19 protein-coding genes are annotated in these 25410 nt (G+C 72.2%); 9 read left to right on the forward strand and 10 right to left on the reverse strand.

Going from position 1 to position 25410, the window contains the following annotated elements:
- Positions 1-14: 14 nt before the first annotated feature.
- Entirely contained in the window at positions 15-503 is a 489-nt protein-coding gene (locus AC067J_RS06600) for a 2'-5' RNA ligase family protein (protein WP_478296833.1), read from the forward strand.
- A gap of 24 nt (positions 504-527) precedes the next feature.
- On the opposite strand, the gene AC067J_RS06605 is transcribed toward AC067J_RS06600, so the two are convergent.
- Together AC067J_RS06605 and AC067J_RS06610 are read right to left on the reverse strand one after the other, a co-directional pair.
- Positions 528-3029, reverse strand: coding sequence for a CDP-glycerol glycerophosphotransferase family protein (locus AC067J_RS06605; RefSeq protein ID WP_478296834.1), 2502 nt, complete (start codon positions 3027-3029; stop codon positions 528-530).
- 184 nt (positions 3030-3213) lie between these two features.
- Positions 3214-6789 carry a bifunctional glycosyltransferase/CDP-glycerol:glycerophosphate glycerophosphotransferase gene (locus AC067J_RS06610; protein ID WP_478296835.1) on the reverse strand — a complete coding sequence of 1192 codons (3576 nt, stop codon included), beginning with the start codon at positions 6787-6789 and terminating at the stop codon, positions 3214-3216.
- Between the two features lie 149 nt (positions 6790-6938).
- Between AC067J_RS06610 and AC067J_RS06615 the strand changes: the two genes are divergently transcribed.
- The gene (locus AC067J_RS06615) at positions 6939-7937 is read left to right on the forward strand and encodes a glycosyltransferase family 2 protein (RefSeq protein ID WP_478296836.1); all 999 of its coding nucleotides are present in this window, start codon (positions 6939-6941) and stop codon (positions 7935-7937) included.
- Between the two features lie 158 nt (positions 7938-8095).
- Complete coding sequence (locus AC067J_RS06620) at positions 8096-9112, forward strand: YihY/virulence factor BrkB family protein (RefSeq protein ID WP_478296837.1); 1017 nt, start codon at positions 8096-8098, stop codon at positions 9110-9112.
- A gap of 20 nt (positions 9113-9132) precedes the next feature.
- Here AC067J_RS06620 and AC067J_RS06625 read toward each other — a convergent pair whose 3' ends face one another.
- Positions 9133-10314, reverse strand: a complete 1182-nt coding sequence (locus AC067J_RS06625; protein ID WP_478296838.1) for a D-alanyl-D-alanine carboxypeptidase family protein — start codon at positions 10312-10314, stop codon at positions 9133-9135.
- 223 nt (positions 10315-10537) lie between these two features.
- Between AC067J_RS06625 and AC067J_RS06630 the strand changes: the two genes are divergently transcribed.
- Positions 10538-10795 (forward strand): SCO4848 family membrane protein, encoded by a 258-nt coding sequence (locus AC067J_RS06630; RefSeq protein WP_478296839.1) that lies wholly within the window; start codon positions 10538-10540, stop codon positions 10793-10795.
- A 104-nt stretch (positions 10796-10899) separates the two neighbouring features.
- Here AC067J_RS06630 and AC067J_RS06635 read toward each other — a convergent pair whose 3' ends face one another.
- The 4 genes from AC067J_RS06635 to sdhC are packed head-to-tail and all read right to left on the reverse strand — an operon-like array spanning position 10900 to position 14350.
- Positions 10900-11673, reverse strand: coding sequence for a succinate dehydrogenase iron-sulfur subunit (locus AC067J_RS06635; RefSeq protein WP_329885313.1), 774 nt, complete (start codon positions 11671-11673; stop codon positions 10900-10902).
- The gene (sdhA, locus tag AC067J_RS06640; RefSeq protein WP_478296841.1) at positions 11673-13415 is read right to left on the reverse strand and encodes a succinate dehydrogenase flavoprotein subunit; all 1743 of its coding nucleotides are present in this window, start codon (positions 13413-13415) and stop codon (positions 11673-11675) included. Before sdhA ends, AC067J_RS06635 begins: the two co-directional genes overlap by 1 nt.
- 54 nt (positions 13416-13469) lie before the next feature.
- Positions 13470-13961: a succinate dehydrogenase, hydrophobic membrane anchor protein gene (gene sdhD, locus AC067J_RS06645; protein WP_478296842.1), complete on the reverse strand. Its 492-nt coding sequence runs from the start codon at positions 13959-13961 to the stop codon at positions 13470-13472.
- A gap of 8 nt (positions 13962-13969) precedes the next feature.
- Complete coding sequence (sdhC, locus tag AC067J_RS06650; protein ID WP_037779669.1) at positions 13970-14350, reverse strand: succinate dehydrogenase, cytochrome b556 subunit; 381 nt, start codon at positions 14348-14350, stop codon at positions 13970-13972.
- A gap of 258 nt (positions 14351-14608) precedes the next feature.
- Here sdhC and AC067J_RS06655 point away from each other — a divergent pair, with 258 nt between their 5' ends.
- Entirely contained in the window at positions 14609-15460 is an 852-nt protein-coding gene (locus AC067J_RS06655) for a hypothetical protein (RefSeq protein WP_478296843.1), read from the forward strand.
- Positions 15461-15559: 99 nt separating this feature from the next.
- Here the strand turns inward: AC067J_RS06655 and AC067J_RS06660 are convergent, their stop codons facing one another.
- From AC067J_RS06660 to AC067J_RS06670, 3 genes are all read right to left on the reverse strand, one after another.
- On the reverse strand, positions 15560-16000 hold the full coding sequence (locus AC067J_RS06660; RefSeq protein WP_327683896.1) for a 2-oxo-4-hydroxy-4-carboxy-5-ureidoimidazoline decarboxylase: 441 nt from the start codon (positions 15998-16000) through the stop codon (positions 15560-15562).
- A gap of 413 nt (positions 16001-16413) precedes the next feature.
- On the reverse strand, positions 16414-18081 hold the full coding sequence (locus AC067J_RS06665) for an alpha/beta hydrolase (RefSeq protein WP_478296844.1): 1668 nt from the start codon (positions 18079-18081) through the stop codon (positions 16414-16416).
- Positions 18082-18227: 146 nt separating this feature from the next.
- Positions 18228-18971 (reverse strand): SDR family oxidoreductase, encoded by a 744-nt coding sequence (locus AC067J_RS06670; RefSeq protein ID WP_478296845.1) that lies wholly within the window; start codon positions 18969-18971, stop codon positions 18228-18230.
- Positions 18972-19075: 104 nt separating this feature from the next.
- Between AC067J_RS06670 and AC067J_RS06675 the strand changes: the two genes are divergently transcribed.
- The 4 genes from AC067J_RS06675 to AC067J_RS06690 all read left to right on the forward strand — a co-directional run bounded on the left by AC067J_RS06675 (position 19076) and on the right by AC067J_RS06690 (position 25406).
- Positions 19076-20677, forward strand: coding sequence for an acyl-CoA mutase large subunit family protein (locus AC067J_RS06675; RefSeq protein WP_478296846.1), 1602 nt, complete (start codon positions 19076-19078; stop codon positions 20675-20677).
- A 222-nt stretch (positions 20678-20899) separates the two neighbouring features.
- Positions 20900-22177: an amidohydrolase gene (locus tag AC067J_RS06680; protein WP_478296847.1), complete on the forward strand. Its 1278-nt coding sequence runs from the start codon at positions 20900-20902 to the stop codon at positions 22175-22177.
- 264 nt (positions 22178-22441) lie between these two features.
- Entirely contained in the window at positions 22442-23500 is a 1059-nt protein-coding gene (locus AC067J_RS06685; RefSeq protein WP_478296848.1) for a BMP family lipoprotein, read from the forward strand.
- 49 nt (positions 23501-23549) lie between these two features.
- Positions 23550-25406: an ABC transporter ATP-binding protein gene (locus AC067J_RS06690; protein ID WP_478296949.1), complete on the forward strand. Its 1857-nt coding sequence runs from the start codon at positions 23550-23552 to the stop codon at positions 25404-25406.
- The last annotated feature ends 4 nt before the right edge of the window (positions 25407-25410 follow it).

Here is a 25410-nt window from a genome sequence, read left to right on the forward strand (position 1 = left end):
CCATCGGCGTGTCCGTGAGCGTCCCGGATCCGTACGGCTCGGCGATCCAGGACGCGCGGGCCGGGCACGGCGACCCGCTGGCCCGGTCGATACCCACGCACGTCACCCTGCTGCCGCCGACCGAGGTGCCGGCCGAGGCGCTGCCGAAGATCGAGGAGCACCTGGCGGCGGTGGCCCGCGCGCACCGGTCGTTCCGGATGGTGCTGCGCGGTGCGGGCAGCTTCCGCCCGGTCTCGCCGGTGGTCTTCGTCCGGGTCGAGGAGGGCGAGCGGGAGTGCCGGTTGCTGGAGGCGGACGTCCGCTCCGGCCCGCTGGCCCGGGAGCTGGCGTTCCCGTACCACCCGCACGTGACGGTGGCGCACGGGCTCGCGGACGACGTGCTGGACCAGGCCCACGAGCAGGCGCGGTCGTTCCAGGCGGCGTTCCCGGTGCCGGGGTTCAGCCTCTCCCGGTTCGACGAGGACGAGGTCTGGCGGCCCTGGCGGGCCTACGACTTCTCCTGAGCCGCGCCGCCCCGCGCCCGGCCGCTAGCCCCGGGCCCGTCCGAGCCCGAGCATCCGGTCGACGACCCGGCCGGCCGCGCCGCCGTCGTCCAGCGCGCAGTGGAGGTCCCGGAAGCGCCGCTGGCGCTCGGCGTACCCGGCGGGCGGCCCGCCGTCGTCGGCGAGTGCGCGCAGCGCCGCGACCACCTGGCCGGAGTCGTCGAGCAGCGGCCCGGGCGCCTGCGACTCGAAGTCGAAGGTGAAGCCGCGCAGGGTGTCCCGGTAGTGGGCCAGGTCGTAGGTGAAGAAGAGCATCGGGCGGCCGGTGACCGCGAAGTCGAACATGATGGACGAGTAGTCGGTCACCAGCACGTCGGCGACCAGCAGCAGTTCCTGGACGTCCGGGTAGTCGCCGCAGTCGTGGACGAAGCCGTCCCCGGCGCCCGCCAGCTGTTCGCGGACGTGTGCGTGCTGGCGGACCAGCAGGACGTGGTCGCGGCCGAGGGTCCGCCGGGCCCGGTCGAGGTCGAGCCGCAGGTCGAGCCGGAACCCGTTGCCGTCCGTGCGCTGCTGGTCCTCCCGCCAGGTCGGCGCGTACAGCACCACCCGCTTGCCGTCCGGGACGCCGAGCCGGCGGCGGACGGCGGCGGCCCGTGCGGCGTCGGGCCGGGCCAGCAGGTCGTTGCGGGGGTAGCCGGACTCCAGGATCTCGCCCTCGTAGCGGAAGGCCCGGCGCAGGAACGGGGTGGCGAAGCCGCTGGGGGAGACCAGCAGGCTCCACTGCGGGGTCTCCCGGTCGAGCGCCTCCAGGTAGCCGCGGTCGGCGAGCCAGGGGTTGTCGACGTCGTGGGCGATCCGCTTGAGCAGGGCGCCGTGCCAGGTCTGGACGACGACCTGGCCGGGCCGGCGGTGCAGGAAGTCCGGGAAGTGGGTGTTGCCGACCAGGTACCGGCTGGTGGCCAGGGCCCGGTACCACTCGGGGCTCCAGACCCGTACCGCGCGGACCCCGGGCGGCAGTTCGGCCTGGGCGTCGTCGACCGCCCAGAGGTGTTCCAGCGGGGCGCCCCGGCGCACCAGTTCGGCGTGCACGGCGCGCGGTGAGTCGGCGTAGCCGCGGCCGCCGAAGACGTCGTACAGCACGGCCTCGCGCAGGGGTTCGCGGCGGGCGGCGGGGTAGCCGGCGGTGCGCTGGCGGGCCTGGGTCCAGGCGCTGCGCTCGGTGGCGGTGAGGACGGGCGTGGAGTCGAGCAGCAGGGTGTCGTGCCAGCGCCGCTGGAGCAGGATCCGCTTGCCGCCGGCCCGGGTGGCGGCCGGCAGCGCGGGCAGGACGGCGGGGGCGGCGATCAGCGGGCGCGCCGGGCCGGGCCGGCCGACCGGTTGGAGGGCCGCCTCCCAGAGCCCTTTGCGCAGGGGCAGTTCGGTGCCGTCGGAGCCGGTGCGAGTGGCGGGCAGCCGGACCCGGAACCGGTGGTCGGGGCCGAGGTCGACCGGGCGGCGGACCTTGCCGCCGGTGCCGCTGTGCCGCAGGACCAGCTCCAGCGGTCCGGGGGCGGGGCAGTGGCCGGTGAGTTCGAAGCCGCCGGGCCGGACGGCCAGCCGTTCGACGTAGCCGGCGGCGGGCTGGACGCAGACCTGGAGCCGGCCGTCGGCGAGGTGCTTGAGGTAGAGCACCCGGTCGTCGGCGGCGGGCAGCCGGTGCTGGCCGGCCACCGGGCCGTGGCGCTCGTCGAGGACGAGCGGTTCGGCGGTGCCGTCCGGGCGGAGCAGGTCGGGGTCCCAGTGTTCCGGCTCGCCGGTGCCGCGTCCGTCGGCGGTGAACGGCCGGTACGGGAGGTGGACGGTGACGGACCGCCCGGAGGCGGTGACCGGGTGGGTCAGGACGGCGTCGCTCTCGCGGTGGCGCAGCCGCAGGACGGTGCCGGCCGGGCAGGTGCCGGTGGTGGTGCCGTGCAGCCGCAGGCCGTCCGGGTGCGGGTCGGCGCCGGTGAGGCGGGCGCCGGGGCGTTCCAGCCGCAGGGTCAGCCGGCCGTCGGCGAAGTGCGGCTGGAGGCGGACGTCGTGGTCGACCCAGCGGGCGGGCGGGTACTCGCCGGAGCCGCACCAGTGTGCGCCGAGGGCGCCGTACTGGCGGCGCAGCCGGGTGGGGCGGGGGCGGGTGAAGAGGGTGGCCTCGACGGTCCAGTCGCCGAGCAGCCAGTCGTCGCCGGGGCGGAGCCGGCGCGGTTCGACGAGGGCGGTGAAGCCGGCCCAGTCGTTGTTGTGGTCGGGCTGGGCGGCGTCGTCGGTGATCTCGGGGATGCGGCGGGGCCGGGTGGGCAGGTGGACGGGGTCCTCGTGGTCGCCGCGGCGCAGGGTGAGCCAGGTCCAGGCGGAGCCGGGGCGGGCGGTGTCGCGGCCGTCGGGGCGGGCGTAGCCGGTGAGTTCGAGTCCCCGGGCGGTCCAGCGGGCGCGCAGCAGGCCGAAGGCGGCGTCCTCGTCGTCCCCGGGCAGCGGTTCGCCGGGCCGGGGGGCGGCGTGCGGGAGGACGAACCGGGTGAGGACAGCCATCTTCCACGAACCTTTCTCGGCAAGAATCGCGAAGTTACCGGGAAGGTTTCCTGAAGTCAATTAAATGTTTGCCTGATAATTACCTGTGAGTTCGCCCAGAGAATGCATTTTCGATTACCGTTCATGGAAAAGGGCGCCCGACGCGGTCATCGCGTCGGGCGCCCTCTTCGACGGGCCGCGGCGGTTACGCCTCGCGGCTCAGCATCGCGTCCACCACGCGGGCGGAGGCGTGGCCGTCGTCCAGGCCGCAGTACTTCTCGCGGAACGCCGCGTACGCCCCGGCGTGCTCCGCGGCCACCTGGTCCACCCGGGCCAGGGCGGCGACCAGCTCCTCGGAGGTGGCCAGCAGCGGGCCGGGCGCGTCCTTCTCCAGCGGCAGCGCGAAACCGCGCAGGTTGTCGCGGTAGTGCGCCAGGTCGTACGTGAAGAACAGGATCGGCTTGCCGGTCGCGGCGAAATCGAAGACCGACGCCGAATAGTCCGTCACCAGCACGTCGGCGACCAGCAGCAGCTCCGCCATGTCCGGGTGGCTGCTGACGTCCCAGACGTAGCCGTTGCCGGCGCCCGGGATCGGCTCGCGCACCTGGGAGTGCCGGCGGACCAGCAGCACCTGGTCGTCGGCCAGCGCGGCCTGCGCCGCCTCCAGGTCCAGCTGCAGGTTCAGCTGGTACCCGCCGTAGTGGCGGCGACGGTCCTCGCGCCAGGTGGGCGCGTACAGCACGACCTTCTTGCCCTCGGGCAGGCCGAGCCGCTCGCGCACCTGCTCCGCCGTCTTCTCCCGGTCGGGGGAGAAGAACAGGTCGTTGCGCGGCAGGCCGCTCTCCAGGATCTCGCCCTTGAAGTCGAACGCGCGGCGCAGCACCGGAGCGGCCCAGCTGCTCCCGGCGACCAGCAGGCTCCAGTTCGGGACCTCCTGGGCGAGGCCCTTCAGGTAGTTCGAGTCGGTGAACCAGACCTTCTCGAAGTCGTGGCCGATGTTCTTCAGCGGCGTGCCGTGCCAGGTCTGCAGCACGATCTGGCCGGGCCGGCGGACGAAGAAGTCCGGCATGTGCGCGCTGGTCACGATGTACTTCGCGGTGGCCAGCGTCTCGAACCACTCGGGGCTCCAGAGCCGGAGCGCGTTGGCCGTCTGCGGCAGGTCGGCCTGCAGGTCGTCACTGCCCCACAGGTGCTCCAGCGGCAGGTCGCGGCGGACCAGCTCCTCGTGGATCGCCCGCGGCGAGTCCGCGTAGAGCCCGCCGAGCGCGACGTTGTACAGCACCGTGTCGCGCAGCGGCAGCCGGCGGGCGGCCGGGTAGTCGACCTTCCGCAGCTGGCGCTGGCGCCAGCCGCTGCGCTCCTCCGGAAGCAGTATGTTCTCCGACTCCAGCTGCAGGCCGTCGTGGTGGCGGCGCTCCAGCACGATCCGCTTGTTGCGGGCCTCCACCTCCAGCGGCAGCGAGCCGAAGCACTCGGGCGCGATCAGCGCGTACGAGCTCATGTCTGGGTTGTAGACGACGCCGGCCGGGCGGAACGACACGTTCCAACCGCCCTGGGCGAGCGGCACGTTGCCCGCGAAGGAGGCCGTCGGCACGGCGGGCAGCGCGGTCCGGAACCGGCCGTCCGAGATCTCCACCGGGTAGACGTGCTGCTCCTCGCCCCAGTGGTGGCGGACGACCAGCTCCCAGTGGTGGTTGCCGGGCTGCGGGAAGGTGCCGCTTAGCAGGAAGCCGTCCGAGCCGCGCGAGGTGACCTCGTGGATCACCGGCTGCAGCAGCTGGTCGGAGAGCTGCAGGTAGCCGCCGGGGGAGGGCTTGGAGTACAGCGTGCGCCGCTCCGCGACCGGGGCGTCCGCGTTCAGGATCAGGTTGAGCTGCTCCGGGGCGTTGCGGTCGTCCAGGGCGATCGCGACGACGGTGCCGTCGGCCAGCACCAGCGAGCTGTCCCAGCGGTCGCGGGCGCGCTCCTCGGCGATCGGGTCCAGCTTGGCCCAGGCCTCGCGGACGGCGGTCAGCTCGGCGGTCGGGACGGTGGAGCGGAACGTCTGGAGCGAGCCGACGGGGGAGCCCTGCGACAGCGGGAAGAACAGCTCGCGCTCGGACTCGACGTGGGTCAGCCGCAGCCGGGCCCCGGCCAGCCGGACGCCGGAGCGGGCCGCGCCGGAGACCTCGACCGCGTCGCCGTCGGCGGCCAGGCCGGTCACCCGGACCTGGACGTTCTCGACCCGGATGTAGACGCTGCCGTCGCGCACGAACGGCACGATCCGCACGTCCGGCTCGACCCAGTGCGAGGGCAGGTACAGGGCGGTGTCGGCCCAGCCGGCCCAGATCCGGCCCTTGTAGACGCCGCCCTTGCCGGCGCCGGCCACCAGGACGCGCCAGTTGCCGTCCTTCCACTGGCCGCGGTGCTTGAACTTCGCCGGGTCGAGGGCGACGGTGAAGCCCGCCCAGTCGCAGTTGTACAGGTCGTGGTGGTTGGTGGCGGTGGCCTCGGGGCTGTACTGGGTCTTCATCGGCACGGCGACGACCCGGCGGCCCTTGGTCTCGCGCAGCACCAGCGTGCGGACCATGTCGAGCTTGTTGGCGGCGCCCAGCTGCTCCGGGTACGCGTGCCCGGTCAGCCGCAGCCGCCCGCCCTCCCACGCCGACTCGTAGAGCCGGCTGCGGATGACGGTGGAGTTGCGCAGGCTCAGCAGGCTGGACGGCACGCTCTTGCGCCCGCCGCGCAGGAACGGGTAGTCGGCGTACGGGCGCAGCAGGCCCTTGGCGACGACGCCGCCGTTGCTCTCGCCCTCGTACTTGATCTGCTCGACGAACTCGTCGATCCGGCCCTGCAGGGTCAGGTGGTACTTCAGGCGCAGCGGCGCGCGCAGCTTCTTGACCTGCTCCGGGCCGATCGCCCGCAGCAGCCGGCTGACGCACTTCACGTACGCGTCCCGGTACTCCTTGTCGCCGTCCACGACGGACCAGAAGAACATCGGGAGTTCCTCGACGAGGGTGTTCTCGTCGTAGGTGCGCAGGTACTCGGCGAAGCGCGGCTCGGTCTGCTTCTTCAGCCAGCCGCGGACCAGCTCGACCGAGGTGACGCGGTCGATCAGGCCCTTCGGGTTGGTGCGCATCTGCGTGATCGACATCTCGCCGACCTCGCGCTCGCGCCAGTGGTAGATCGGCTCGGAGAGCACGTCCACGCTCTTGGCGAGGTAGTGGTGCGGCACGCTGACCGGGGCGTCCTCGTACAGGATGCCCTCGGGGTAGAGGATGCCGGCCGCGTCGAAGAAGGAGCGGCGGTACACCTTGTTCCACGCGGTGCGGTCGGTGACCAGCGACGGGATCTCGGTGATGTGCGTCTTGAGCACGGTCTTCGCGAACGGACGGCTGTGGCCGCCGGACTGGTAGTAGCCGATCGCGCGGAACCGCAGCACGTTGCCGGTGGCGAAGTCCGAGCCGGTCTCGTCGAGCGTGTTGATCATCAGCTCGTACGCACTCGGCGGCATCGAGTCGTCGCTGTCGACGAAGCAGAGGAACTCGGAGTCCGGGTCGATGTGCCGGATGCCCGTGTTGCGGGCCGCGCCGAGGCCCTTGTTGACCTGACGGACCAGGCGGAACCGCGAGTCCTCGGCGGCGTACGCCTCGGCGAGTGCGGCGCTGGTGTCCTTCGAACCGTCGTCGACCATGACGCACTCGAAGTCAGTGAACGTCTGGGCGGCGATCGAGTCGAGGCACTCCACGAGGTAGCGCTCGACGTTGTAGATCGGGACGACGATGGAGAGGCGGGGAGCCATCGGCTACGCAGGCCTTTCTCGGGAAGGAGCGTGGCAGCCCGTTCGGGGTCTGACCGCACTTTGATCGGTGCGTACGTGCCTGCCGATCCTACCGTCCGGCCCAAGGGGCCCCCGGGCCACCGTGGTCCCCCGGCCACTACCCTGGGCCCATGCCCCGCTTCAGCGTGATCGTCCCGGTCTTCAAGGTCGAGGAGTACCTCACCGAGTGCCTCGACTCGGTGCTCGGCCAGGACGGACCGGACCTCGAACTGATCGCGGTGGACGACCGCTCCCCGGACGGCTGCGGCGCACTGCTCGACGCGGCCGCCGCCCGCGACCCGCGGGTCCGGGTGCTGCACCTGCCGGAGAACGTCGGCCTCGGCCGGGCCCGCAACGCCGGCCTCGCCGTCGCCACCGGCGACTACGTGGTCTTCCTGGACAGCGACGACACCCTGACCCCGGGCCTGCTCGGGGCCGTCGACGCCCGGCTCGCGGCCGGGGGCGACCCGGACGTCCTGGTCTACGACTACGCCCGCACCTACGCCGACGGCCGGATCACCCGGGCCGCCTCCGCGCACGTCTTCGGCGCCGCCTCCCCGGCCGTCTTCGACCTCGACGCCCGGCCGGACCTGCTCGACCTGCTCCAGGTGGTCTGGAACAAGGCCTACCGGCGCGACTTCGTCACCGCGCAGGACCTCACCTTCCCGGCCGGCTACTACGAGGACACCCCCTGGACGTACCCGGCGCTGCTGGCCGCGCGGAGCATCACCCTGCTCGACCGGATCGGCGTGCACTACCGCCAGCGCCAGGAGGGCGGCAACATCCTCGCCACCGCGAGCCGCAAGCACTTCGACGTCTTCGCCCAGTACGACCTGGTCTTCGCCTTCCTGGACGGCCGCCCCGAGCTGGACCACTGGCGCCAGGTGGTCTACGGCCGGATGCTGCACCACCTCAACACGGTGGTCTCCCGGCCCGGCCGGGTCCCGCCCGGCGACCGCCGCGAGTTCTTCCGGCAGGCCGCCGCGCACTGCGCCCGGCTCCGGCCGGCCGGCTACCGGCCGCCCTCCGGCGTGACCGGGGTCCGCACCGAACTGCTCGGCCAGGGCCGCTACACCGCCTACCAGGCGGTCCGCGTGCTGGGCCGGGCCCGCCGGCTGGTGCGGCGCTGACCCCGCGGCAACCGGGTCCGCCGGGCGGACCGCCGGTGGACGCGGCGGTGGAGCCTTCGGTGGACCAGGTGACGACCCGGTGACGGCCTGGTGGCGGACCTGGTGGCGGACCGGGGAGTCTGACGGCCGTTCGGGCGACCTGCCGGTATAACCGGACGGTGGACTTCCTGACCCGTCTCCCGGTGATCGGCCCCCTCGTGGCGCGGGTGCTGCGCAGCCGCCCGTACCGCGCCTACGAGCACTTCACCGCCGTCCGCGGCAACCGGCTGGCCGGCGCGGTCACCTTCTTCGGCTTCCTCGCGCTCTTCCCGCTGCTCACGGTGGCGCTGGCGATCGCCGTGGCCACCCTCAGCGACTCCCGCGTCGACGACATCCAGGAGCACATCTCCGAGCAGCTGCCCGGCATCTCGGACGCGCTCAACCTGCCCTCCCTGGTGGCCAACGCCGGTGCGGTCGGGCTGGTCAGCGGCGTCCTGCTGCTGCTCTCGGGGCTCGGCTGGGTGGACACCATGCGCACCTCGATCCGGGACGTCTGGCAGCTGCCGGACGAGGAGGGCAACCCGCTGCTCCGCAAGGGCTGGGACTGCCTGGTGCTGGCCGGCCTGGGCGTGGTCTCGCTGGTCTCGCTGGGCGCCTCGGCCGCCGGGACGACGCTGGCCGGCCGGATCGCCGACTGGATCGGCCTGGGCACCGGCGGACCCGGCGGCTACCTGCTCACCGGCGTCGGCCTGCTGGTCGCGGTCGCCTCGGCGATGCTGCTCTTCGCCTACCTGCTGGCGCCGTTCGCGCGGATCGGCGGCCAGCGCCGGCGGGTGGTGCTGGAGGGGGCGCTGATCGGCGCCGTCGGCTTCGAGCTGCTGAAGATCCTGCTCTCCTCCTACCTCGGCTCGGTCGCGGGGAGGAGCCTCTACGGCGCGTTCGGGGTGCCGGTGGCGCTGCTGCTGTGGATCAACTTCGTCTGCCGGCTGCTGATGTACTGCGTGGCCTGGACGGCGACGGCCGATCCGGAGGCCGCCCGGGACCGGGCCCGCGAGCGCGCCCGGGCGCTGGTCGAGGCGGCCGACGAGGCGGTGGCCGAGGCGGAGGGCGGCCGGGCCGCCGCCGGCCCCGGTGCAGGGGGTGGCCCGGACGGCGGCCCGGACGGCGGACCGACGGAGACCCGGCCCCGGAACTGAGACCGGGCCCCGTCGCGGGGTCAGCCCGCTTGGGCGCGCCGCCGGTTGAGCAGCAGCAGACCGCCGGTGCCGCCCGCGGTCAGGGTGAGCGCGACGACGATCCAGCCGACCGGGCCGAGCCCGTCCCCGCCCCCGTCCCCGGCCGCGTGCACGGCGGGTTCGGCGGTGGCGGTCGGCGAGGGGTGCGGCGGCGGGGCGGGCGCCCCCGCGGCGCCGCCGGCCTGGCCGGTCGGCACCGGAGCGGCGGTCTCGCCCTCCTCGACCAGCTTCCCGACCGGCGTGACCTTGCCGGCCGCGGCGAAGCCCCAGTCCAGCAGCGCCGCCGTCTCGTCGTACACCTTCTGGTACGAGGCCGGGTGCATGACCGTCACCAGCAGGGTCCGGCCGTCCCGTTCGGCGGCGCCGACGAAGGTGGAGCCGGCGTTGGTGGTGAATCCGTTCTTCACGCCGATCAGGCCCGGGTACTTGCCGAGCAGCCGGTCGGTGTTGGCGATCCCGAAGCTGCCGCGCTGGCCGGTGTTCTTGTCCACCGCGCCGGGGAACAGCGCGTCGCGGGTGGCGCAGTACATCCGGAAGTCCGGGTTGCGCAGGCCCGCGCGGGCGAACAGGGTCAGGTCGTAGGCCGAGGAGACCTGGCCCTCCGAGTCGTAGCCGTCCGGCGAGACCACCTTGGTGTCCCGGGCCTGGAGCGCCTCCGCCCGGGCCTGCATCTCGGCGACGGTCTGCTGGACGCCGCCGTTCATGTGGGCCAGGACGTGCACGGCGTCGTTCCCCGAGCTCAGGAAGACCCCGCGCCAGAGGTCCTCGACCCGGTAGTCGAGGTCCTCCTTGATGCCGACCAGCGAGCTGCCGGGCCCGATCCCCTGGATCTCCGCGTCCGCGACCTTGTGCACGGTGTTGCGGTCGAACTTGGGCAGCACGGTGTCGGCGAAGAGGATCTTGAGGGTGGAGGCCGGGGCGAGCCGCAGGTGCGGGTTGCTGGTGGCCAGCACCTCGCCCGACGCCGCGTCGGCGACTATCCAGGACTGCCCGGTGAGATCGCCCGGCAGGGCCGGGGCACCGGCCAGCGGGGCCACCTGGACCCCCGGGAGGCCCAGTCGTTCGCCGCCGACCACGGCCGGCGGCGGTGGCTCGTTCGGGGCCGCGCCGGCCGCCGGGGCGGCGAGGAGGAGCGGAAGGGCCGCGGCCGGCGCGGCGATCATACGTGCGAGCTTCGAGCAAGTGGGCACCAGCAGACGGTACCCAGTACGGGCCCCCGCCGTCCGCCACTCCGTCGTGGTCCGCCGCAGGAGGGGGCCGCCGTACTCCGAACGGCCGCCCGCGCATACTGGGGGAGCACACCGCCTTCACCGCTCCACCGTCTTCACCGCTCCACCGCCCCCTGCCGCACCGCCGCCTCCACCGCGCCCCACCGAGGACCGCCCCATGAAGCTCAGCCGCCGCACCTCCTGGTTCCTGACCGCCTTCGGCGTCTGGTCCGTGATCATCTGGACCACCTTCGTCAAGAACCTCTGGAAGGACTCCGGCGGCCAGGCCTTCGTGAACGGCGACCACTCGCAGCCCACCGCCTTCTTCTGGGTCCACCTGCTGCTCGCCGTCACCTCCTTCGCGCTCGGTCTCGCCGTCGGCGCCGTCGGCGTCCGCGGCCTGCGCGCCGCCCGCCGGGAGCCGGCCGCCGGCTAGCCGCGGCCCCGGAGGACCACGGCGCCCCGCGCCGAGCCCCGGCAGCGCGAAGGCCCCGTCCGGTCGGATGACCGGACGGGGCCTTCGTCGTCGTGCGGGAGGGATCAGAAGCGGCGGGTGACCAGCGCCCGCTTCACTTCCTGGATCGCCTTGGTGACCTCGATGCCGCGCGGGCAGGCCTCCGAGCAGTTGAAGGTGGTCCGGCAGCGCCAGACGCCCTCACGGTCGTTCAGGATCTCCAGCCGCTGCTCCGCACCCTCGTCGCGCGAGTCGAAGATGAAGCGGTGCGCGTTGACGATCGCGGCCGGGCCGAAGTACTGGCCGTCGTTCCAGAAGACCGGGCAGGACGACGTGCACGCGGCGCACAGGATGCACTTGGTGGTGTCGTCGAACCGCTCGCGGTCCTCGGCGGACTGCAGGCGCTCGCGGGTCGGGTCGTTCCCCTTGGTGATGAGGAACGGCATGACGTCCTTGTACGCCTGGAAGAACGGGTCCATGTCCACGATCAGGTCCTTGAGGACCGTCAGGCCCTTGATGGCCTCGATCGTGATCGGCTTCTCCGGGTTGACGTCCTTGACCAGGGTCTTGCACGCCAGCCGGTTGCGGCCGTTGATCCGCATGGCGTCGGAGCCGCAGATGCCGTGGGCACAGGAACGGCGGTAGGTGAGGGTGCCGTCCTGCTCCCACTTGATCTTGTTGAGCGCGTCCAGGACGCGCTCCTTCGGGTCCATCTCCAGCTGGTAGTCGACCCACACCGGGTCCGGGTGCTCCTCCGGGTTGAACCGGCGGATCCGGAAGGTGACGGTGATCAGCTTGACGGCCCCGCTCTCGGCCGCGTCCAGAGCGGCCGAGTGCTTCTCCACGGTCGGAGTGCTCATCAGTACTTACGCTCCATCGGCTGGTAGCGGGTCGTGACGACCGGCTTGTAGTCGAGGCGGATGGAGGTGGTGCCGTCCGCGGCAACCTCCTGGTACGCCATGGTGTGCTGCATGAACTTCACGTCGTCACGGGTCGGGAAGTCCTCGCGGTAGTGACCGCCGCGGGACTCCTCGCGGGCGAGCGCGGAGACCGCCAGGACCTCGGCCAGGTCGAGCAGGTTGCCCAGCTCGACGGCCTCCAGCAGGTCCGTGTTGTAACGGAAGCCCTTGTCCTGGATGGCGACGTTCTTGTACCGCTCGCGCAGCGCGGCGATGTCCTCGACCGCCTGCTTGAGGGTGGCGCCGGTGCGGTAGACCATGGCGTTGGTGTCCATGGTCTCCTGCAGCTCCTTGCGGATCTGCGCCACGGACTCGGTGCCGGTGGACTCGCGCAGGCCGTCGACCAGGGCCTGGACCTTCTCCGCCGGGTTCTCGGGCAGCTCGGTGAAGCCCACCGTCTGCGCGTAGTCGGCGGCGGCGATGCCGGCGCGCTTGCCGAACACGTTGATGTCCAGCAGCGAGTTGGTGCCGAGGCGGTTGGCGCCGTGCACGGACACGCAGGCGACCTCGCCGGCCGCGTACAGGCCGGGGACGACGTCGGTGTTGTTGCGCAGCACCTCGCCCTCGACGTTGGTCGGGATGCCGCCCATGGCGTAGTGCGCGGTCGGCTGGATCGGGATCGGGTCCGTGTAGGGCTCGATGCCGAGGTAGGTGCGCGCGAACTCGGTGATGTCCGGGAGCTTGGCGTCCAGCTGCTCCGGCGGCAGGTGGGTGAGGTCCAGGTAGACGTGGTCGCCGTCCGGACCGCAGCCGCGGCCTTCGCGGATCTCGGTGTAGATCGCGCGGGAGCAGACGTCACGGGACGCGAGGTCCTTCATGACGGGGGCGTAGCGCTCCATGAAGCGCTCGCCGTCCTTGTTGCGGAGGATGCCGCCCTCGCCGCGGGCGCCCTCGGTGAGCAGGATGCCCATCCGCCAGATGCCCGTCGGGTGGAACTGGAAGAACTCCATGTCCTCCAGCGGCAGGCCGCGGCGGTAGACCAGGGCCTGGCCGTCACCGGTGAGGGTGTGGGCGTTGGAGGAGACCTTGAAGAACTTGCCGGTGCCGCCGGAGGCGAAGACGACCGACTTCGCCTGGAAGACGTGGATCTCGCCGGTGGCCAGCTCGTAGGCGACGACGCCGGCCGTCTTGCCCTCGTTGAGCAGCAGGTCGAGGACGTAGAACTCGTTGAAGAACTCGACGCCGTGCTTGACGCAGTTCTGGAACAGCGTCTGGAGGATCATGTGACCGGTGCGGTCGGCCGCGTAGCACGAGCGGCGGACCGGGGCCTCGCCGTGGTTGCGCGAGTGGCCGCCGAAGCGGCGCTGGTCGATCCGGCCCTGCTCGGTGCGGGAGAAGGGGAGACCCATCTTCTCCAGGTCGAGGACGGCGTCGATGGCCTCCTTGCACATGATCTCGGCGGCGTCCTGGTCGACCAGGTAGTCACCGCCCTTGACCGTGTCGAAGGTGTGCCACTCCCAGTTGTCCTCCTCGACGTTGGCGAGGGCGGCGCACATGCCGCCCTGGGCCGCGCCGGTGTGGGACCGGGTGGGGTAGAGCTTGGTGAGCACCGCGGTGCGGCTGCGCTGCGTCGACTCGATGGCGGCGCGCATGCCGGCGCCGCCGGCGCCGACGATGACGGTGTCGTACTGGTGAATCTGCATGGGGGTTCTAACTCGCCTCTGGCCTCTGCCGATTGCCGATTAGATGCTGCGTCGTCAGATGTTGGGGTCGAAGGTGAAGATCACCAGGGTGCCGAGCAGCACGGTGAAGACCGTGGCGGCGCCCATGAGCCCCTTCAGCCAGAGCCGGGTGGAGTCCTTCTCGGCGTAGTCGTTGATGACCGTCCGCATGCCGTTGGAGCCGTGGAGCATGGCCAGCCAGAGCATCAGGAGGTCCCAGACCTGCCAGAACGGCGAGGCCCAGCGGCCGGCCACGAAGGCGAAGCCGATCTTGGAGACGCCGCCGTCGAGCACCAGCATGATCAGCAGGTGGCCGAGGATCAGCACCACGAGGACGATGCCGGACAGGCGCATGAAGAGCCAGGCCAGCATCTCGAAGTTGGTACGGGTGCGGCGCGGGGTCTTCTTCGTCCGCTGGCGCGCCGGCTCGATCACGAAGTCGTCGGCCGGGTTGCCGGTGCCGAGACCCTTGCCGGTGTGCGCCTGGGCGGAGGGGACCACCAGGGCGTCGGAGATTTCCGTGGACATGTCTCAGATCACTTCCCGAACCAGGAGGTCAGCGTGTGCTGCAGGATCGGGTAGAAGGCGCCGGCCATCAGGACGACCCAGACTCCGACCACGGTCCAGAGCATCTGCTTCTGGTACTTCGGGCCCTTCGACCAGAAGTCGACGGCGACGACCCGCAGGCCGTTCAGGGCGTGGAACAGGATGGCGGCCACCAGGCCGTACTCCATCAGGTTCACGAGTGGCGTCTTGTACGTCTGAATGACGGTGTCGTACGCCTCGGGAGACACTCGCACCAGTGCGGTGTCCAGGACATGTGCAAACAGGAAGAAGAAGATGAGGACGCCGGTGACTCGATGAGCCACCCAGCTCCACATGCCTTCCCGGCCGCGGTACAGCGTTCCAGCCGGCACGGAAAAACCCTCCGGAAGCGATTGGGGGCTCGGCCGGCTTCGGTGTCGGTCAGCCCGGCCGGGTACGGTCCACCGGCCGCGAGCATCCTATCGACGCGCTGTCGGGAACCGCCTCCGGGGGCCCGAGGTGTGATCAATCAGGCACGACTGGCCTAGTCGGGCGGGAACCGGGAGGGCTGTCGCTACGCAGAGTGACCGGTCCGGCGCGCTACGGTGCCCAGCCCCGAAGTCCGCCGCCGACACCCTGACGAGGCTCCCGTGCTGCCGTCCCCGCCCCGCCCCTCACCCGGTCCCTCCATCCGGCCCTCCACCCGTCCATCGCTCCGCTCCTCGCCGCGTCCGGCGCCCGGCCTGCCGTTCCGTGCCGGAACGCTGATCGGCGCCCTGCTCCTCGCCGCCGGCTGCGCCGCGGCGGACGGATCGGCCGACCGGGCCCCGGGCGGCGGCCCGGCCCGTGAGCTCACCGCCGCCGAACTGCGCGCGGCCGCGGTGACCGACGCCGAGCTCGGCCCCGGCTACACGGTGACCGTGATGACGCCCGGTCACGGCGAGACCGGTTCGGGCGGCGGCCGGGAGGCCGCCGACCTGCCGACCTGCCAGCCGCTGCTGGACGCGGTGACCCCGGCGGGGGCGGCTGCCGGCGGGGCCTCGGCCACGCCCGGGCCGGCGGTGCCGTACGCGGAGACGGACCTGAGCGTGGCGCGGGCCGCGGACCCGGAGGGGGGCGTCTACGGCGGGCTGCTCGGCTACCGGGGCGACCGGGCGGCCCGGCTGCAGGCGGAGCTGGAGGGGCTGTTCGGTCCGTGCGCGGCCTTCACCTCGACGGCGCCGCCGCCACCGGCGGAGAAGGGGCGGAAGGAGCTGCGGACCACGCACCGGCTGAGCCGGAACGACACGCCCACGCTCGGGGGAGCCGACGCGGTGACCGGTTTCACCCTCACGAATGAATCGGGGTCGGTGGTGCTCGCTCAGCGTGCGGTGCTGGCGCGGGTCGGCCCGGCGCTGGTGGTGTTCAGCACCGTCGGCGTCGGCGCCGATCCGGCCCCGGTGCCGGACGAGCGGATCGTCCGGCAGCAGGTGGCCAAGCTCCGCGCGGCCCAGAAGGGCTGACCCGGCCGGAGGGCGGGGCCGCGGCAGGGGCCGGAACGGGCTGAGCCGCCCGGTCCGGTCGTACCGTCCGGGCGGGACGGTACGACCGGACGGAGCGGCTCAGCGGGCCCCGGCCCCCGTGTGGGTGGCGACCAGGTGCTCCAGTCGGGTGAGGGCGATCCGGCGCAGCTCGTCGGAGGCGACCAGCCGCTCCTCGTCCCGGTCGTTGGCGAGTCGGGTGCGGATCGAGCTGAGGACGGTGTCGAGCATCTCCTCGGGGGCGACGCTCTCCAGGCAGACCACGAAGACGTGGCCGAACCTGGCCTCGTAGGCGGCGTGGGCCGCCCGGAGCGCGGTGTGCGCCGCCTGGCTGCCGGGTGCGCGCATGCCGAGGAGCGGCTGCGGCATCCAGCTCTCGTCCGCCAGCGCTTCGGCCAGGTCGGCCGGGCGCAGGTCGTAGGAAGCCTCGCTGGCGGCGGCCAGCAGGGACTCTATGTCGGGGTAGGGCCGGTGCGCGGTGAGCCGGAGGGCCCACCGGTGGCTGCCGCAGCAGGCCAGCAGGGCCTCCTCGACGGCGCCGGCGTCGGCCTCGTTGAAGCGGTGCAGTCCGAGGAGGGTCGGCTCGGTCCGGGGGTCGAGCCGCTGTGACGGAATGTCGCTGGCCAGCGGGTCCTCCTCGTGAGGGCGGGAAGGTGCCGGTGAAGGGGTGGTGACGTCAGGTGAAGTATGAGGCTGCGGGGCGGCGTCCAGCGCCCGTCCGGCAGCGACTCAACGGTAGTTGAGCGGTCATCAGTTGGGGAGGGCGCACGCGGATTTCATCCGAACGAGCTATCAAGTTGTGACGTTGACACCTCGGCGTCAGCGCCCTCCCCATCTTCATCTGCTACGACGCACCGTCCCCGGCGCCCCTCCCGTCAGCACCGCGTTCCGCACGGGTGCCCGGCGGGGGTGCCCGGAGCGGGTCCCCCCGGGCGTCAGGAGCACTTGGTCCCGGCGGCCGGCAGGGTGCCCTCGGTGAGGTACGCGGCGTAGGCGGCGTCGATGCAGCCGTTGCCCTTGCCGAAGGCGGCGTGGCCCTCGCCGACCCGGGTCAGCAGGGTGGCGCTGGCGAAGCCCTTGGCCAGCGACTCGGCGGCGGCGTACGGGGTGGCCGGGTCGCCGGTGGAGCCGACGACCAGGATCGGCGCGGCGCCCTCGGCCCGGACGGTGTGCGGCTTCTCGGGCGACTTGAACGGCCAGTTGGCGCAGGAGCCCTCGTTGAAGTCCTCCACGGTGACGTCCTTGGTGAACAGCGGCGCCTCCTGCTGGAGCTTCTGCACGGCGGCCTGGGCCTGCTCGGCGGTCGGGGCGGAGGAGGCGCCGTCGGCGCAGCGGACGGCGATCAGGGCCGCCTCGCTGGCGTCGTAGTGGCCCTTCTCGTCCCGGCCGTTGGACTCGTCGGCGGAGGCGAGCAGGACGTTGCCCTGCCGGGCCTGCATCGCCTCGGCGAAGGCGAGCCGCAGGTACGGCCAGTAGGTCTTCTCGTCGCCGTAGAGCATGTGCGTCACGCCGCTCCAGGCGAGGCCGCTGCCGACCTTGCGGCCGTCCTTGGTGGACAGCGGCTTGTCGCGCAGCCCGTCGAGGAAGTCGGCGGCCTTCTTGGCGGCCTTGGCGGAGGACTTGCCCAGCGCGCACTCGTTGGCGTGGTTCTCGACGCAGTCGACGGCGAAGCGCTCGAAGGACTTCTCGAAGCCGATGATCTGCGCGACGCTCTTGTCGAGGCTCCCCTGGGCGGGGTCGACGGCGGCGTCGAGGATCAGGCGGCCGGTGTTCTTCGGGAACTCCTCGGCGTAGAGCGCGCCCAGGTAGGTGCCGTAGGAGATGCCCAGGTAGTTGAGCTTCTGGTCGCCGACGGCGGCGCGCAGCACGTCGAGGTCGCGGGCGGTGCTGCGGGTGCCGACGAAGGGCAGCAGCTTGCCGGACTTGGCCTGGCAGGCGGCTATGTACTCGGCCTCCTGCTTGTCCGACAGGGCCTTCGCCTCCTGCGGGTCGGCCGGGTCGTCCTGCGCGTTGAGCGCGTCGCGCTGCTTGTCGTCCAGGCAGAGCACCGGGGAGCTCTCGCCGGTGCCGCGCGGGTCGAAGCCGATCACGTCGAAGCGGTTGTGCACGGTGCCGTCGAACTGCTCGGCGCCGAACTTGACCATCTCCACGCCCGAGCCGCCCGGTCCGCCCGGGTTGACCATCAGCGAGCCGAGCTTCTGGTCCTGCTTGGCGGCGGGGAGCTTGAGCAGCGCGAGGTCGAGGGCCTCGCCCGCCGGGTTGGTGTAGTCGAGCGGGACGTGCAGCTTGCCGCACTTCATCAGGGAGATGTCGATCTTGGCCTCGGCCGCCTTGGCGTCCGGCGGGCAGGCGGCCCAGGTGATCTGCTGGCCGTAGAACGGCTTGAGCGCGGGGTCGTCGGCGCCGGTCGGCTTCACCGTCGGGGTGGGCGTCGGCGTCGGGGTCGGGGTCTCGGCGGCCGTGGTGGCGGCCGCCGACGGGGTGGAAGCCGCCTGCTCCTGGGCGGGCTTCTTGTCTCCGTCGCACGCCGTGGCGAGGAGCAGGGTGCCGGCCGCGAGCGCGGCCAGCAGAAAGCGCGGGCGGGCGGCCCGATGATTCGTCATCGCACGTGTGTACCACTGCCGGGTGACAGCTTCGGTGCGCGCCCCCTGCCGGGCGGCCGCGCGGGCGGTGCAGAACGGTTCGAACACGTCCAGAACGGGCGGGGCCTGGCCGATGGGCCCCGGCCCGGCCCGGCCCCGCCCGGGGCTCAGAGCTCCCGGTGCACCTTGTGGTTGGCGGCCTGGGCGCGCGGGCGGACCACCAGCAGGTCGATGTTGACGTGGGACGGCCTGGTGACCGCCCAGGCCACGGTGTCGGCGATGTCCTCCGAGGTCAGCGGCTCGGCGACGCCCGCGTACACGGAGGCGGCCTTCTCCTCGTCGCCGCGGAACCGGGTGACGGCGAAGCCCTCGGACTTCACCATGCCCGGGGCGATCTCGATCACCCGGATCGGCTCCCCGCACAGCTCCAGCCGGAGCGTGGCGGCGATGGTGTGCGCCGCGTGCTTGGCCGCCACGTAGCCGCCCCCGCCCTCGTACGCGGCCAGTGCCGCGGTGGAGGAGAGGACGAGGATCGTGCCGTCGCCGCTCGCCCGCAGGGCCGGCAGCAGCGCCTGCGTCACGTGCAGCACGCCGAGCACGTTCACCTCGTACATGGCCCGCCAGTCGGCCGGGTCGCCGGACTCCACCGGCTCGGCGCCGATCGCCCCGCCGGCGTTGTTCACCAGGACGTCCACCCGGCCGACCGCGGCCGCGAAGGCGTCCACGGCGGCCCGGTCGGTCACGTCCAGGGTGTGGGCGCGCCCGCCGATCTCCTTGGCCAGCTGCTCGATCCGCTCGGTCCGGCGGGCGGTCAGCACCACGTCGAAGCCCTCGGCCGCGAGCCGGCGGGCGGTTGCCGCGCCGATCCCGCTGCTCGCGCCGGTGACGACGGCCACCTTCTGCTCGGTCATTGCCACTCCTGAGATATCCGGTCGGTTCAGCCGATCATCTCAAGGCCGTCGGCGTTACATTGCGAAGGGAATGGACCGTCCCGCCGACCCCCGCGGAGGACACCATGACCCCCGAACCGACACCCGGACCGCGCCGCACCGAGTCGGACCTCCCGTTCGAGCCGCTGTACGGCCCCGAGGCGCAGGCCCACTGGGACCCGGCCGAGCGGCTGGGCCGGCCGGGCGAGTACCCGTACACCCGGGGCGTGTACCCGTCGATGTACACCGGCCGGCCGTGGACGATGCGCCAGTACGCGGGCTTCGGCACCGCCGCGGAGTCCAACGCCCGCTACCGCGAGCTCATCGCGGGCGGCTCCACCGGCCTCTCCGTCGCCTTCGACCTGCCCACCCAGATGGGCTACGACTCGGACGCCCCGCTCGCCGCCGGGGAGGTCGGCAGGGTCGGCGTGGCGGTGGACAGCGTCGAGGACACGGCCGAGCTGTTCGACGGCATCCCGCTCGGCGAGGTCTCCACCTCGATGACCGTCAACGCCCCGGCCGCCCTGCTGCTGCTCCTCTACCAGCTGGTCGGCGAGGCTCAAGGGGTGCCGCCGGCCCGGCTCACCGGCACCGTGCAGAACGACGTGCTCAAGGAGTACATCGCCCGCGGCACCTACATCTTCCCGCCGCGGCCCTCGCTGCGGCTGGTCGCGGACCTCTTCCGGTACTGCCGGGCCGAGCTCCCGCGCTGGAACACCATCTCGATCTCCGGCTACCACATGGCCGAGGCCGGGGCGACGCCCGCGCAGGAGGTCGCCTTCACGCTGGCCGACGGCATCGCGTACGTGCGTGCGGCGCTGGCGGCCGGCCTGGCCGTGGACGACTTCGCGCCCCGGCTCTCCTTCTTCTTCGTGGCCCGCAGCACGCTGCTGGAGGAGGTCGCCAAGTTCCGCGCGGCCCGCCGGATCTGGGCCCGGGTGATGCGCGAGGAGTTCGGCGCGCGGGATCCCCGCTCGCAGATGCTGCGCTTCCACACCCAGACCGCCGGGGTGCAGCTCACCGCCCAGCAGCCCGAGGTGAACCTGGTGCGGGTCGCGGTGCAGGCGCTCGCGGCGGTGCTCGGCGGCACCCAGTCGCTGCACACCAACTCCTTCGACGAGGCGATCGCGCTGCCCACCGAGAAGGCCGCCCGGCTCGCCCTGCGCACCCAGCAGGTGCTCGCGTACGAGACCGACCTGACCGCCACCGTCGACCCGTTCGCCGGCTCGTACGCGGTGGAGGCGCTGACGGACGGGACGGAGGAGGCGGTGCTCGCGCTGATGGCCGGGGTCGAGGAGCTGGGCGGCGCGGTGGCCGCGATCGAGGCCGGGTACCAGAAGGCGGAGATCGAGCGGAACGCCTACCGGATCCAGCGGGAGACCGAGGCGGGGGAGCGGACCGTGGTCGGGGTCAACCGGTTCCGGCTGGCGGCCGAGGAGCCGTACCGGCCGCTCCGCGTCGATCCGGGGGTCGGGGAGCGGCAGACGGCCCGGCTGGCCCGGCTGCGGGCGGCGCGGGACGGCGGGGCGGTGGACCGCTCGCTCGCGGCGCTGCGCCGGGCGGCGGAGGGCCGGGACAACGTGCTGTACCCGATGCGGGAGGCGCTGGCCGCCCGGGCCACCGTCGGCGAGGTCTGCGGCGCGCTGCGCGAGGTCTGGGGCAGCCACACCCCGGTCGAGCGGTTCTGAGCCGAACGGTTCAGGGCCGGGCGTGATTCCGAGCCATCGTCAATTCCCCTGGCAGGAGCGGCGTGACCGTGCTCGCCGACGGTCGTTGCACTGGACAGGAACCTTGGGGAAGGCGGCTGAAACAAGATGTCATACCCACCTGCTCGGCCGGTATGCGCCCATCCGGGGACTTCTTTTCGGGAAGTCGGGCCAAATCCCCCCAACAGGCCTACCCTTGTTGAGATGAACCGTCGTGAGTCCGCCCAGTCGGCCGTCACCCTCACCGCTGCCCGCCCCGCCTCCGGTCTCCGTGACCGGGTAGGCGCGCTGGAGCCCGAGCTGATCGCCTTCCGGCGGGACCTGCACCGGCACCCGGAGCTGGGCCGCCAGGAGTTCCGTACCACCGGCCTGCTGCGCGACCGCCTGGTCGCCGCCGGCCTCGCCCCCCGGATCCTCCCGGGCGGCACCGGAATGCTCGTCGACATCGTTCCCGAGTCCGCCCCGCGCGGGGCGGGCTTCCTGGCCTTCCGCGCCGACATCGACGCCCTGCCGATCGACGACGCCAAGACCGACGTCCCCTACCGTTCGACCGTCCCCGGCCGGGCCCACGCCTGCGGCCACGACGTGCACACCTCGGTGGTGCTGGGCACCGCGCTGCTGCTGGCCGAGGCGGCCCGCGGCGGCGAGCTGCGCCGTCCGGTCCGGCTGGTCTTCCAGCCCGCGGAGGAGGTCATGCCCGGCGGTGCGCTGGACGTGATCGCGGCCGGCGGGATGGACGGCGTCGAGCGGATCTTCGCGGTGCACTGCGACCCGAAGGTGGAGGTGGGCCGGGTCGGGCTGCGGGTCGGGGCGATCACCTCGGCCTGCGACCGCCTGGTGCTGAACCTGGACGGCCCCGGCGGCCACACCGCCCGCCCGCACCTCACCACCGACCTGGTCACCGCGATCTCCCGGATGGCGGCCGACCTGCCGGCCGCGCTGGCCCGCCGGATGGACCCGCGCTGGGGCGTCTCGCTGGTCTGGGGCCGGATCGCCGCGGGCTCCGCGCCCAACGTGATCCCGCAGCACGCGGAGCTGGAGGGCACCGTCCGCTGCCTGGAGCTGGCGGGCTGGCGGGAGGCGCCGGACCTGCTGCACGAGCTGATCGCGAAGCTCGCCGAGACCTACCGGGCCAAGTGGACGCTGGACTACCACCGGGGCGTCCCGCCGGTGGTGAACGAGGTGGTCTCGGTCGGCCTGCTGGAGGCGGCCATGACAGCGCGATTCGGCCGCTCCGGCCGTCAGGTGGTGGAGGACACCGAGCAGTCGCTCGGCGGCGAGGACTTCTCCTGGTACCTGGAGCACGCCCCGGGCGCGCTGGCCCGGCTCGGTGTCCGGGCCCCCGGCGACACCGCCGTCCGTGACCTCCACCAGGGCCGATTCGACGTGGACGAGCGGGCGATCGCGGTCGGCGTGGAGCTGTTCGCGGCGCTGGCGCTGGAGTCGCACGCGGAGCCGGAGGCGGGAGCCGGCGCACGCTGAGGGCCTTTTCCGCGGTCGCAAACCGGACACTCACGAGGAGTGTCCGGTTTGTCGCAATACAGCCTTTATTTACGGTTACGTACACTGGGCTGCGCTAGTTCCGACCGCCGCCCTGACACGGAAAAGGGGCGTCGGGAGGGCCGTGAGACCACGGTTTGATAACAACCCGAATGCTCCGGCGGCCCGTAACACAACCGTGTTCTACGCGCGTTACGGTGGCGTCCGACCACGCTAATCGGGTGCGTGTGAGAAGGAGATACTCCCTTGCGCCGTTCTACTAAGCTCGCCGCGGTTGTGCTCTCGGGTTCCCTGGGCATCGCCTCGCTCGCCGCTTGCGGCGCAAAGAGCAACGACACCACCGCTTCCTCCGGCTCCGCCGACGGCGGCCTGAAGGTCGGCATGGCCTACGACATCGGCGGCCGTGGCGACCAGTCCTTCAACGACTCCGCCGCTCGCGGCCTGGACAAGGCCAAGAACGAGCTCGGCGTCGCCGTCACCGAGGCCGACGCCAAGACCGGCGAGGCCGAGGCCGACAAGGAGACCCGCCTCAAGAACCTGGTGACCGCGGGCTACAACCCGATCATCGCCGTCGGGTTCGTCTACCAGGCCGCGGTCGAGAAGGTCGCCAAGGAGAACCCGAACACCAAGTTCGCGATCATCGACTCGGCCTCCGAGACCCAGCCGAGCAACGTCACCTCGCTGACCTTCTCGGAGCAGGAGGGCTCGTACCTGGCCGGTGTGGCCGCGGCCCTCAAGTCCAAGAACAAGCACGTCGGCTTCATCGGCGGCGTGCAGTCCGAGCTGATCAAGAAGTTCGAGGCCGGGTACCGCGCGGGCGTCAAGTCCGTCGACCCGAACATGCCGGTCGAGGTCACCTACCTGACCACCCCGCCGGACTTCTCCGGCTTCGCCTCGCCCGACAAGGGCAAGGAAGCCGCGCAGGGCCAGATCGACAAGAAGGCCGACGTCATCTACACCGCCGCCGGCTCCTCCGGCAACGGTGCGATCGAGGCCGCCGCCAACGCGAACGCCCTGGCCATCGGCGTCGACTCCGACCAGGCCGCCCAGCCGGCCCTGGCGAAGTACAAGAACAGCATCATGACCTCGATGGTGAAGAACGTCGACAAGGCCGTCTTCGCCTACATCGAGTCCGCCAAGAAGGGCTCCACCTTCACCGGCGTGAAGAACTTCGACCTCAAGGCCGACGGTGTCTCGCTCGCCACCACCGGCGGCAAGATCGACGACATCAAGGGCAAGCTCGACGAGGCCGCCAACGCCATCAAGAGCGGCGCCACCACCGTCCCGACCGACCCCACCAAGTAAGGGTTCGACCGGACGTCGCTGCCGCTGCCGCCTGCCCGGCAGCGCCATGATGGACGCAACATCAGGGAGGGGCCCGGAAGGGTGCGCTCAGTGCGTACCCCCGGGCCCCGTCCCGTCCCTCCACCGTTTTTCGCTTTTGGCCCTCCAGCGCAACGACGCGCCTCCAGACCACCAGGAGATCGCCATCACCGCATCCGATCCCGCCCCGAACACGGGCGGTACCCCCAGCGCGGGGACGGCGACACCGGCCGTCGAACTGCGCGGCATCACCAAGCGCTTCCCCGGTGTCGTGGCCAACCACGACATCAACCTCACCGTCCGCACCGGCACCGTGCACGCCCTCATGGGCGAGAACGGCGCCGGCAAGTCGACGCTGATGAAGATCCTCTACGGCATGCAGAAGCCGGACGAGGGCACCATCGCGATCAACGGTGAGCTCTGCGAGTTCAACACCCCGGGCGAGGCCATCGCGCGCGGCATCGGCATGGTGCACCAGCACTTCATGCTCGCCGACAACCTCACCGTCTGGGAGAACGTCGTCCTCGGCGGCGAGCACCTGTTCGGCATCGGCGCCAAGGCCAAGGCGAAGATCAAGGAGATCTCCGACCAGTACGGCCTGGGCGTGCGCCCGGACGCCCTGGTCGAGGACCTCGGCGTCGCCGACCGCCAGCGCGTCGAGATCCTCAAGGTGCTGTACCGCGGCGCCAAGATCCTGATCCTCGACGAGCCCACGGCCGTGCTCGTCCCGCAGGAGGTCGACGCACTCTTCGACAACCTGCGCGAGCTCAAGTCCGAGGGCGTCACCGTCATCTTCATCTCGCACAAGCTGCACGAGGTGCTCTCGGTGGCGGACGCGATCAGCGTCATCCGCCGCGGCACCACCGTCGGCGACGCGGACCCGAAGAGCGTCACCGCCCGGCAGCTCGCCGAACTGATGGTCGGCTCCGAGCTGCCCTCCCCGGAGAGCCGCGAGTCCACCGTCACCACCGACGAGACGCTGCGCGTCGACGGCCTGCGGATCGCCAAGACCGACGCCGAGGGCATCGAGCGCGTGGTCCTGGACGACATCTCGCTGCGCATCCACAAGGGCGAGATCCTCGGCATCGCCGGCGTCGAGGGCAACGGCCAGGCCGAACTGGTCGAGGCCATCATGGGCATGCTGCCGCTGGACGGCGGCACCGTCACCCTCGACGGCAAGAACCTCTCCGGCACCCTCACCCGGGCCCGCCGCGAGGCCGGCATCGGCTACATCCCCGAGGACCGCCACCGGCACGGCCTGCTGCTGGAGGCCCCGCTCTGGGAGAACCGGATCCTCGGCCACGTCACCGAGACCCCGAACTCCAAGGGCGTCCTGCTCGACCCGGCCGGTGCCCGCAAGGACACCCAGCGGATCGTCGAGCAGTACGACGTCCGCACCCCCGGCATCGAGGTCACCGCGGCGTCCCTCTCCGGCGGCAACCAGCAGAAGCTGATCATCGGCCGCGAGATGAGCCACCGGCCCAAGCTGCTGATCGCCGCCCACCCCACCCGCGGTGTGGACGTCGGCGCGCAGGCGCAGATCTGGGAGCACATCCGGGTCGCGCAGCGGGAGGGCCTCGCGGTCCTGCTGATCTCCGCCGACCTGGACGAGCTGATCGGGCTCTCCGACACCATCCGGGTGATCTACCGCGGCCGGCTGGTCGCCGACGCCGACCCGGCCACCGTCACCGCCGAGGACCTCGGTACCGCGATGACCGGTGCGGCCCGCGGCCACATCGAGTCCGAGCCCGAGGCCGTCGAGGAGTCCCACGCGACCCGGGTCGAGGGCACCGAGGCCGAGCCGGCCACCGGCGACGACGCCCCGTCCGACACCGCCGGGGACGACACCCCCACCGACACCGCCGGCGACCAGCAGGCGGGGGAGTAGCCAC

This window comes from Kitasatospora sp. NPDC042419, from assembly GCF_056437345.1.

Excerpts from the sequence above, each read along its gene's own strand:
- AC067J_RS06605 (WP_478296834.1), bottom strand. The coding sequence starts at position 3,029 with ATGGCTGTCCTCACCCGGTTCGTCCTCCCGCACGCCGCCCCCCGGCCC.
- AC067J_RS06610 (WP_478296835.1), bottom strand. The coding sequence starts at position 6,789 with ATGGCTCCCCGCCTCTCCATCGTCGTCCCGATCTACAACGTCGAGCGC.
- AC067J_RS06615 (WP_478296836.1), top strand. The coding sequence starts at position 6,939 with ATGCCCCGCTTCAGCGTGATCGTCCCGGTCTTCAAGGTCGAGGAGTAC.
- AC067J_RS06625 (WP_478296838.1), bottom strand. The coding sequence starts at position 10,314 with ATGATCGCCGCGCCGGCCGCGGCCCTTCCGCTCCTCCTCGCCGCCCCG.
- AC067J_RS06630 (WP_478296839.1), top strand. The coding sequence starts at position 10,538 with ATGAAGCTCAGCCGCCGCACCTCCTGGTTCCTGACCGCCTTCGGCGTC.
- AC067J_RS06635 (WP_329885313.1), bottom strand. The coding sequence starts at position 11,673 with ATGAGCACTCCGACCGTGGAGAAGCACTCGGCCGCTCTGGACGCGGCC.
- sdhA (WP_478296841.1), bottom strand. The coding sequence starts at position 13,415 with ATGCAGATTCACCAGTACGACACCGTCATCGTCGGCGCCGGCGGCGCC.
- sdhD (WP_478296842.1), bottom strand. The coding sequence starts at position 13,961 with ATGTCCACGGAAATCTCCGACGCCCTGGTGGTCCCCTCCGCCCAGGCG.
- AC067J_RS06665 (WP_478296844.1), bottom strand. The coding sequence starts at position 18,081 with ATGACGAATCATCGGGCCGCCCGCCCGCGCTTTCTGCTGGCCGCGCTC.
- AC067J_RS06670 (WP_478296845.1), bottom strand. The coding sequence starts at position 18,971 with ATGACCGAGCAGAAGGTGGCCGTCGTCACCGGCGCGAGCAGCGGGATC.
- AC067J_RS06675 (WP_478296846.1), top strand. The coding sequence starts at position 19,076 with ATGACCCCCGAACCGACACCCGGACCGCGCCGCACCGAGTCGGACCTC.
- AC067J_RS06680 (WP_478296847.1), top strand. The coding sequence starts at position 20,900 with ATGAACCGTCGTGAGTCCGCCCAGTCGGCCGTCACCCTCACCGCTGCC.
- AC067J_RS06690 (WP_478296949.1), top strand. The coding sequence starts at position 23,550 with ATGGACGCAACATCAGGGAGGGGCCCGGAAGGGTGCGCTCAGTGCGTA.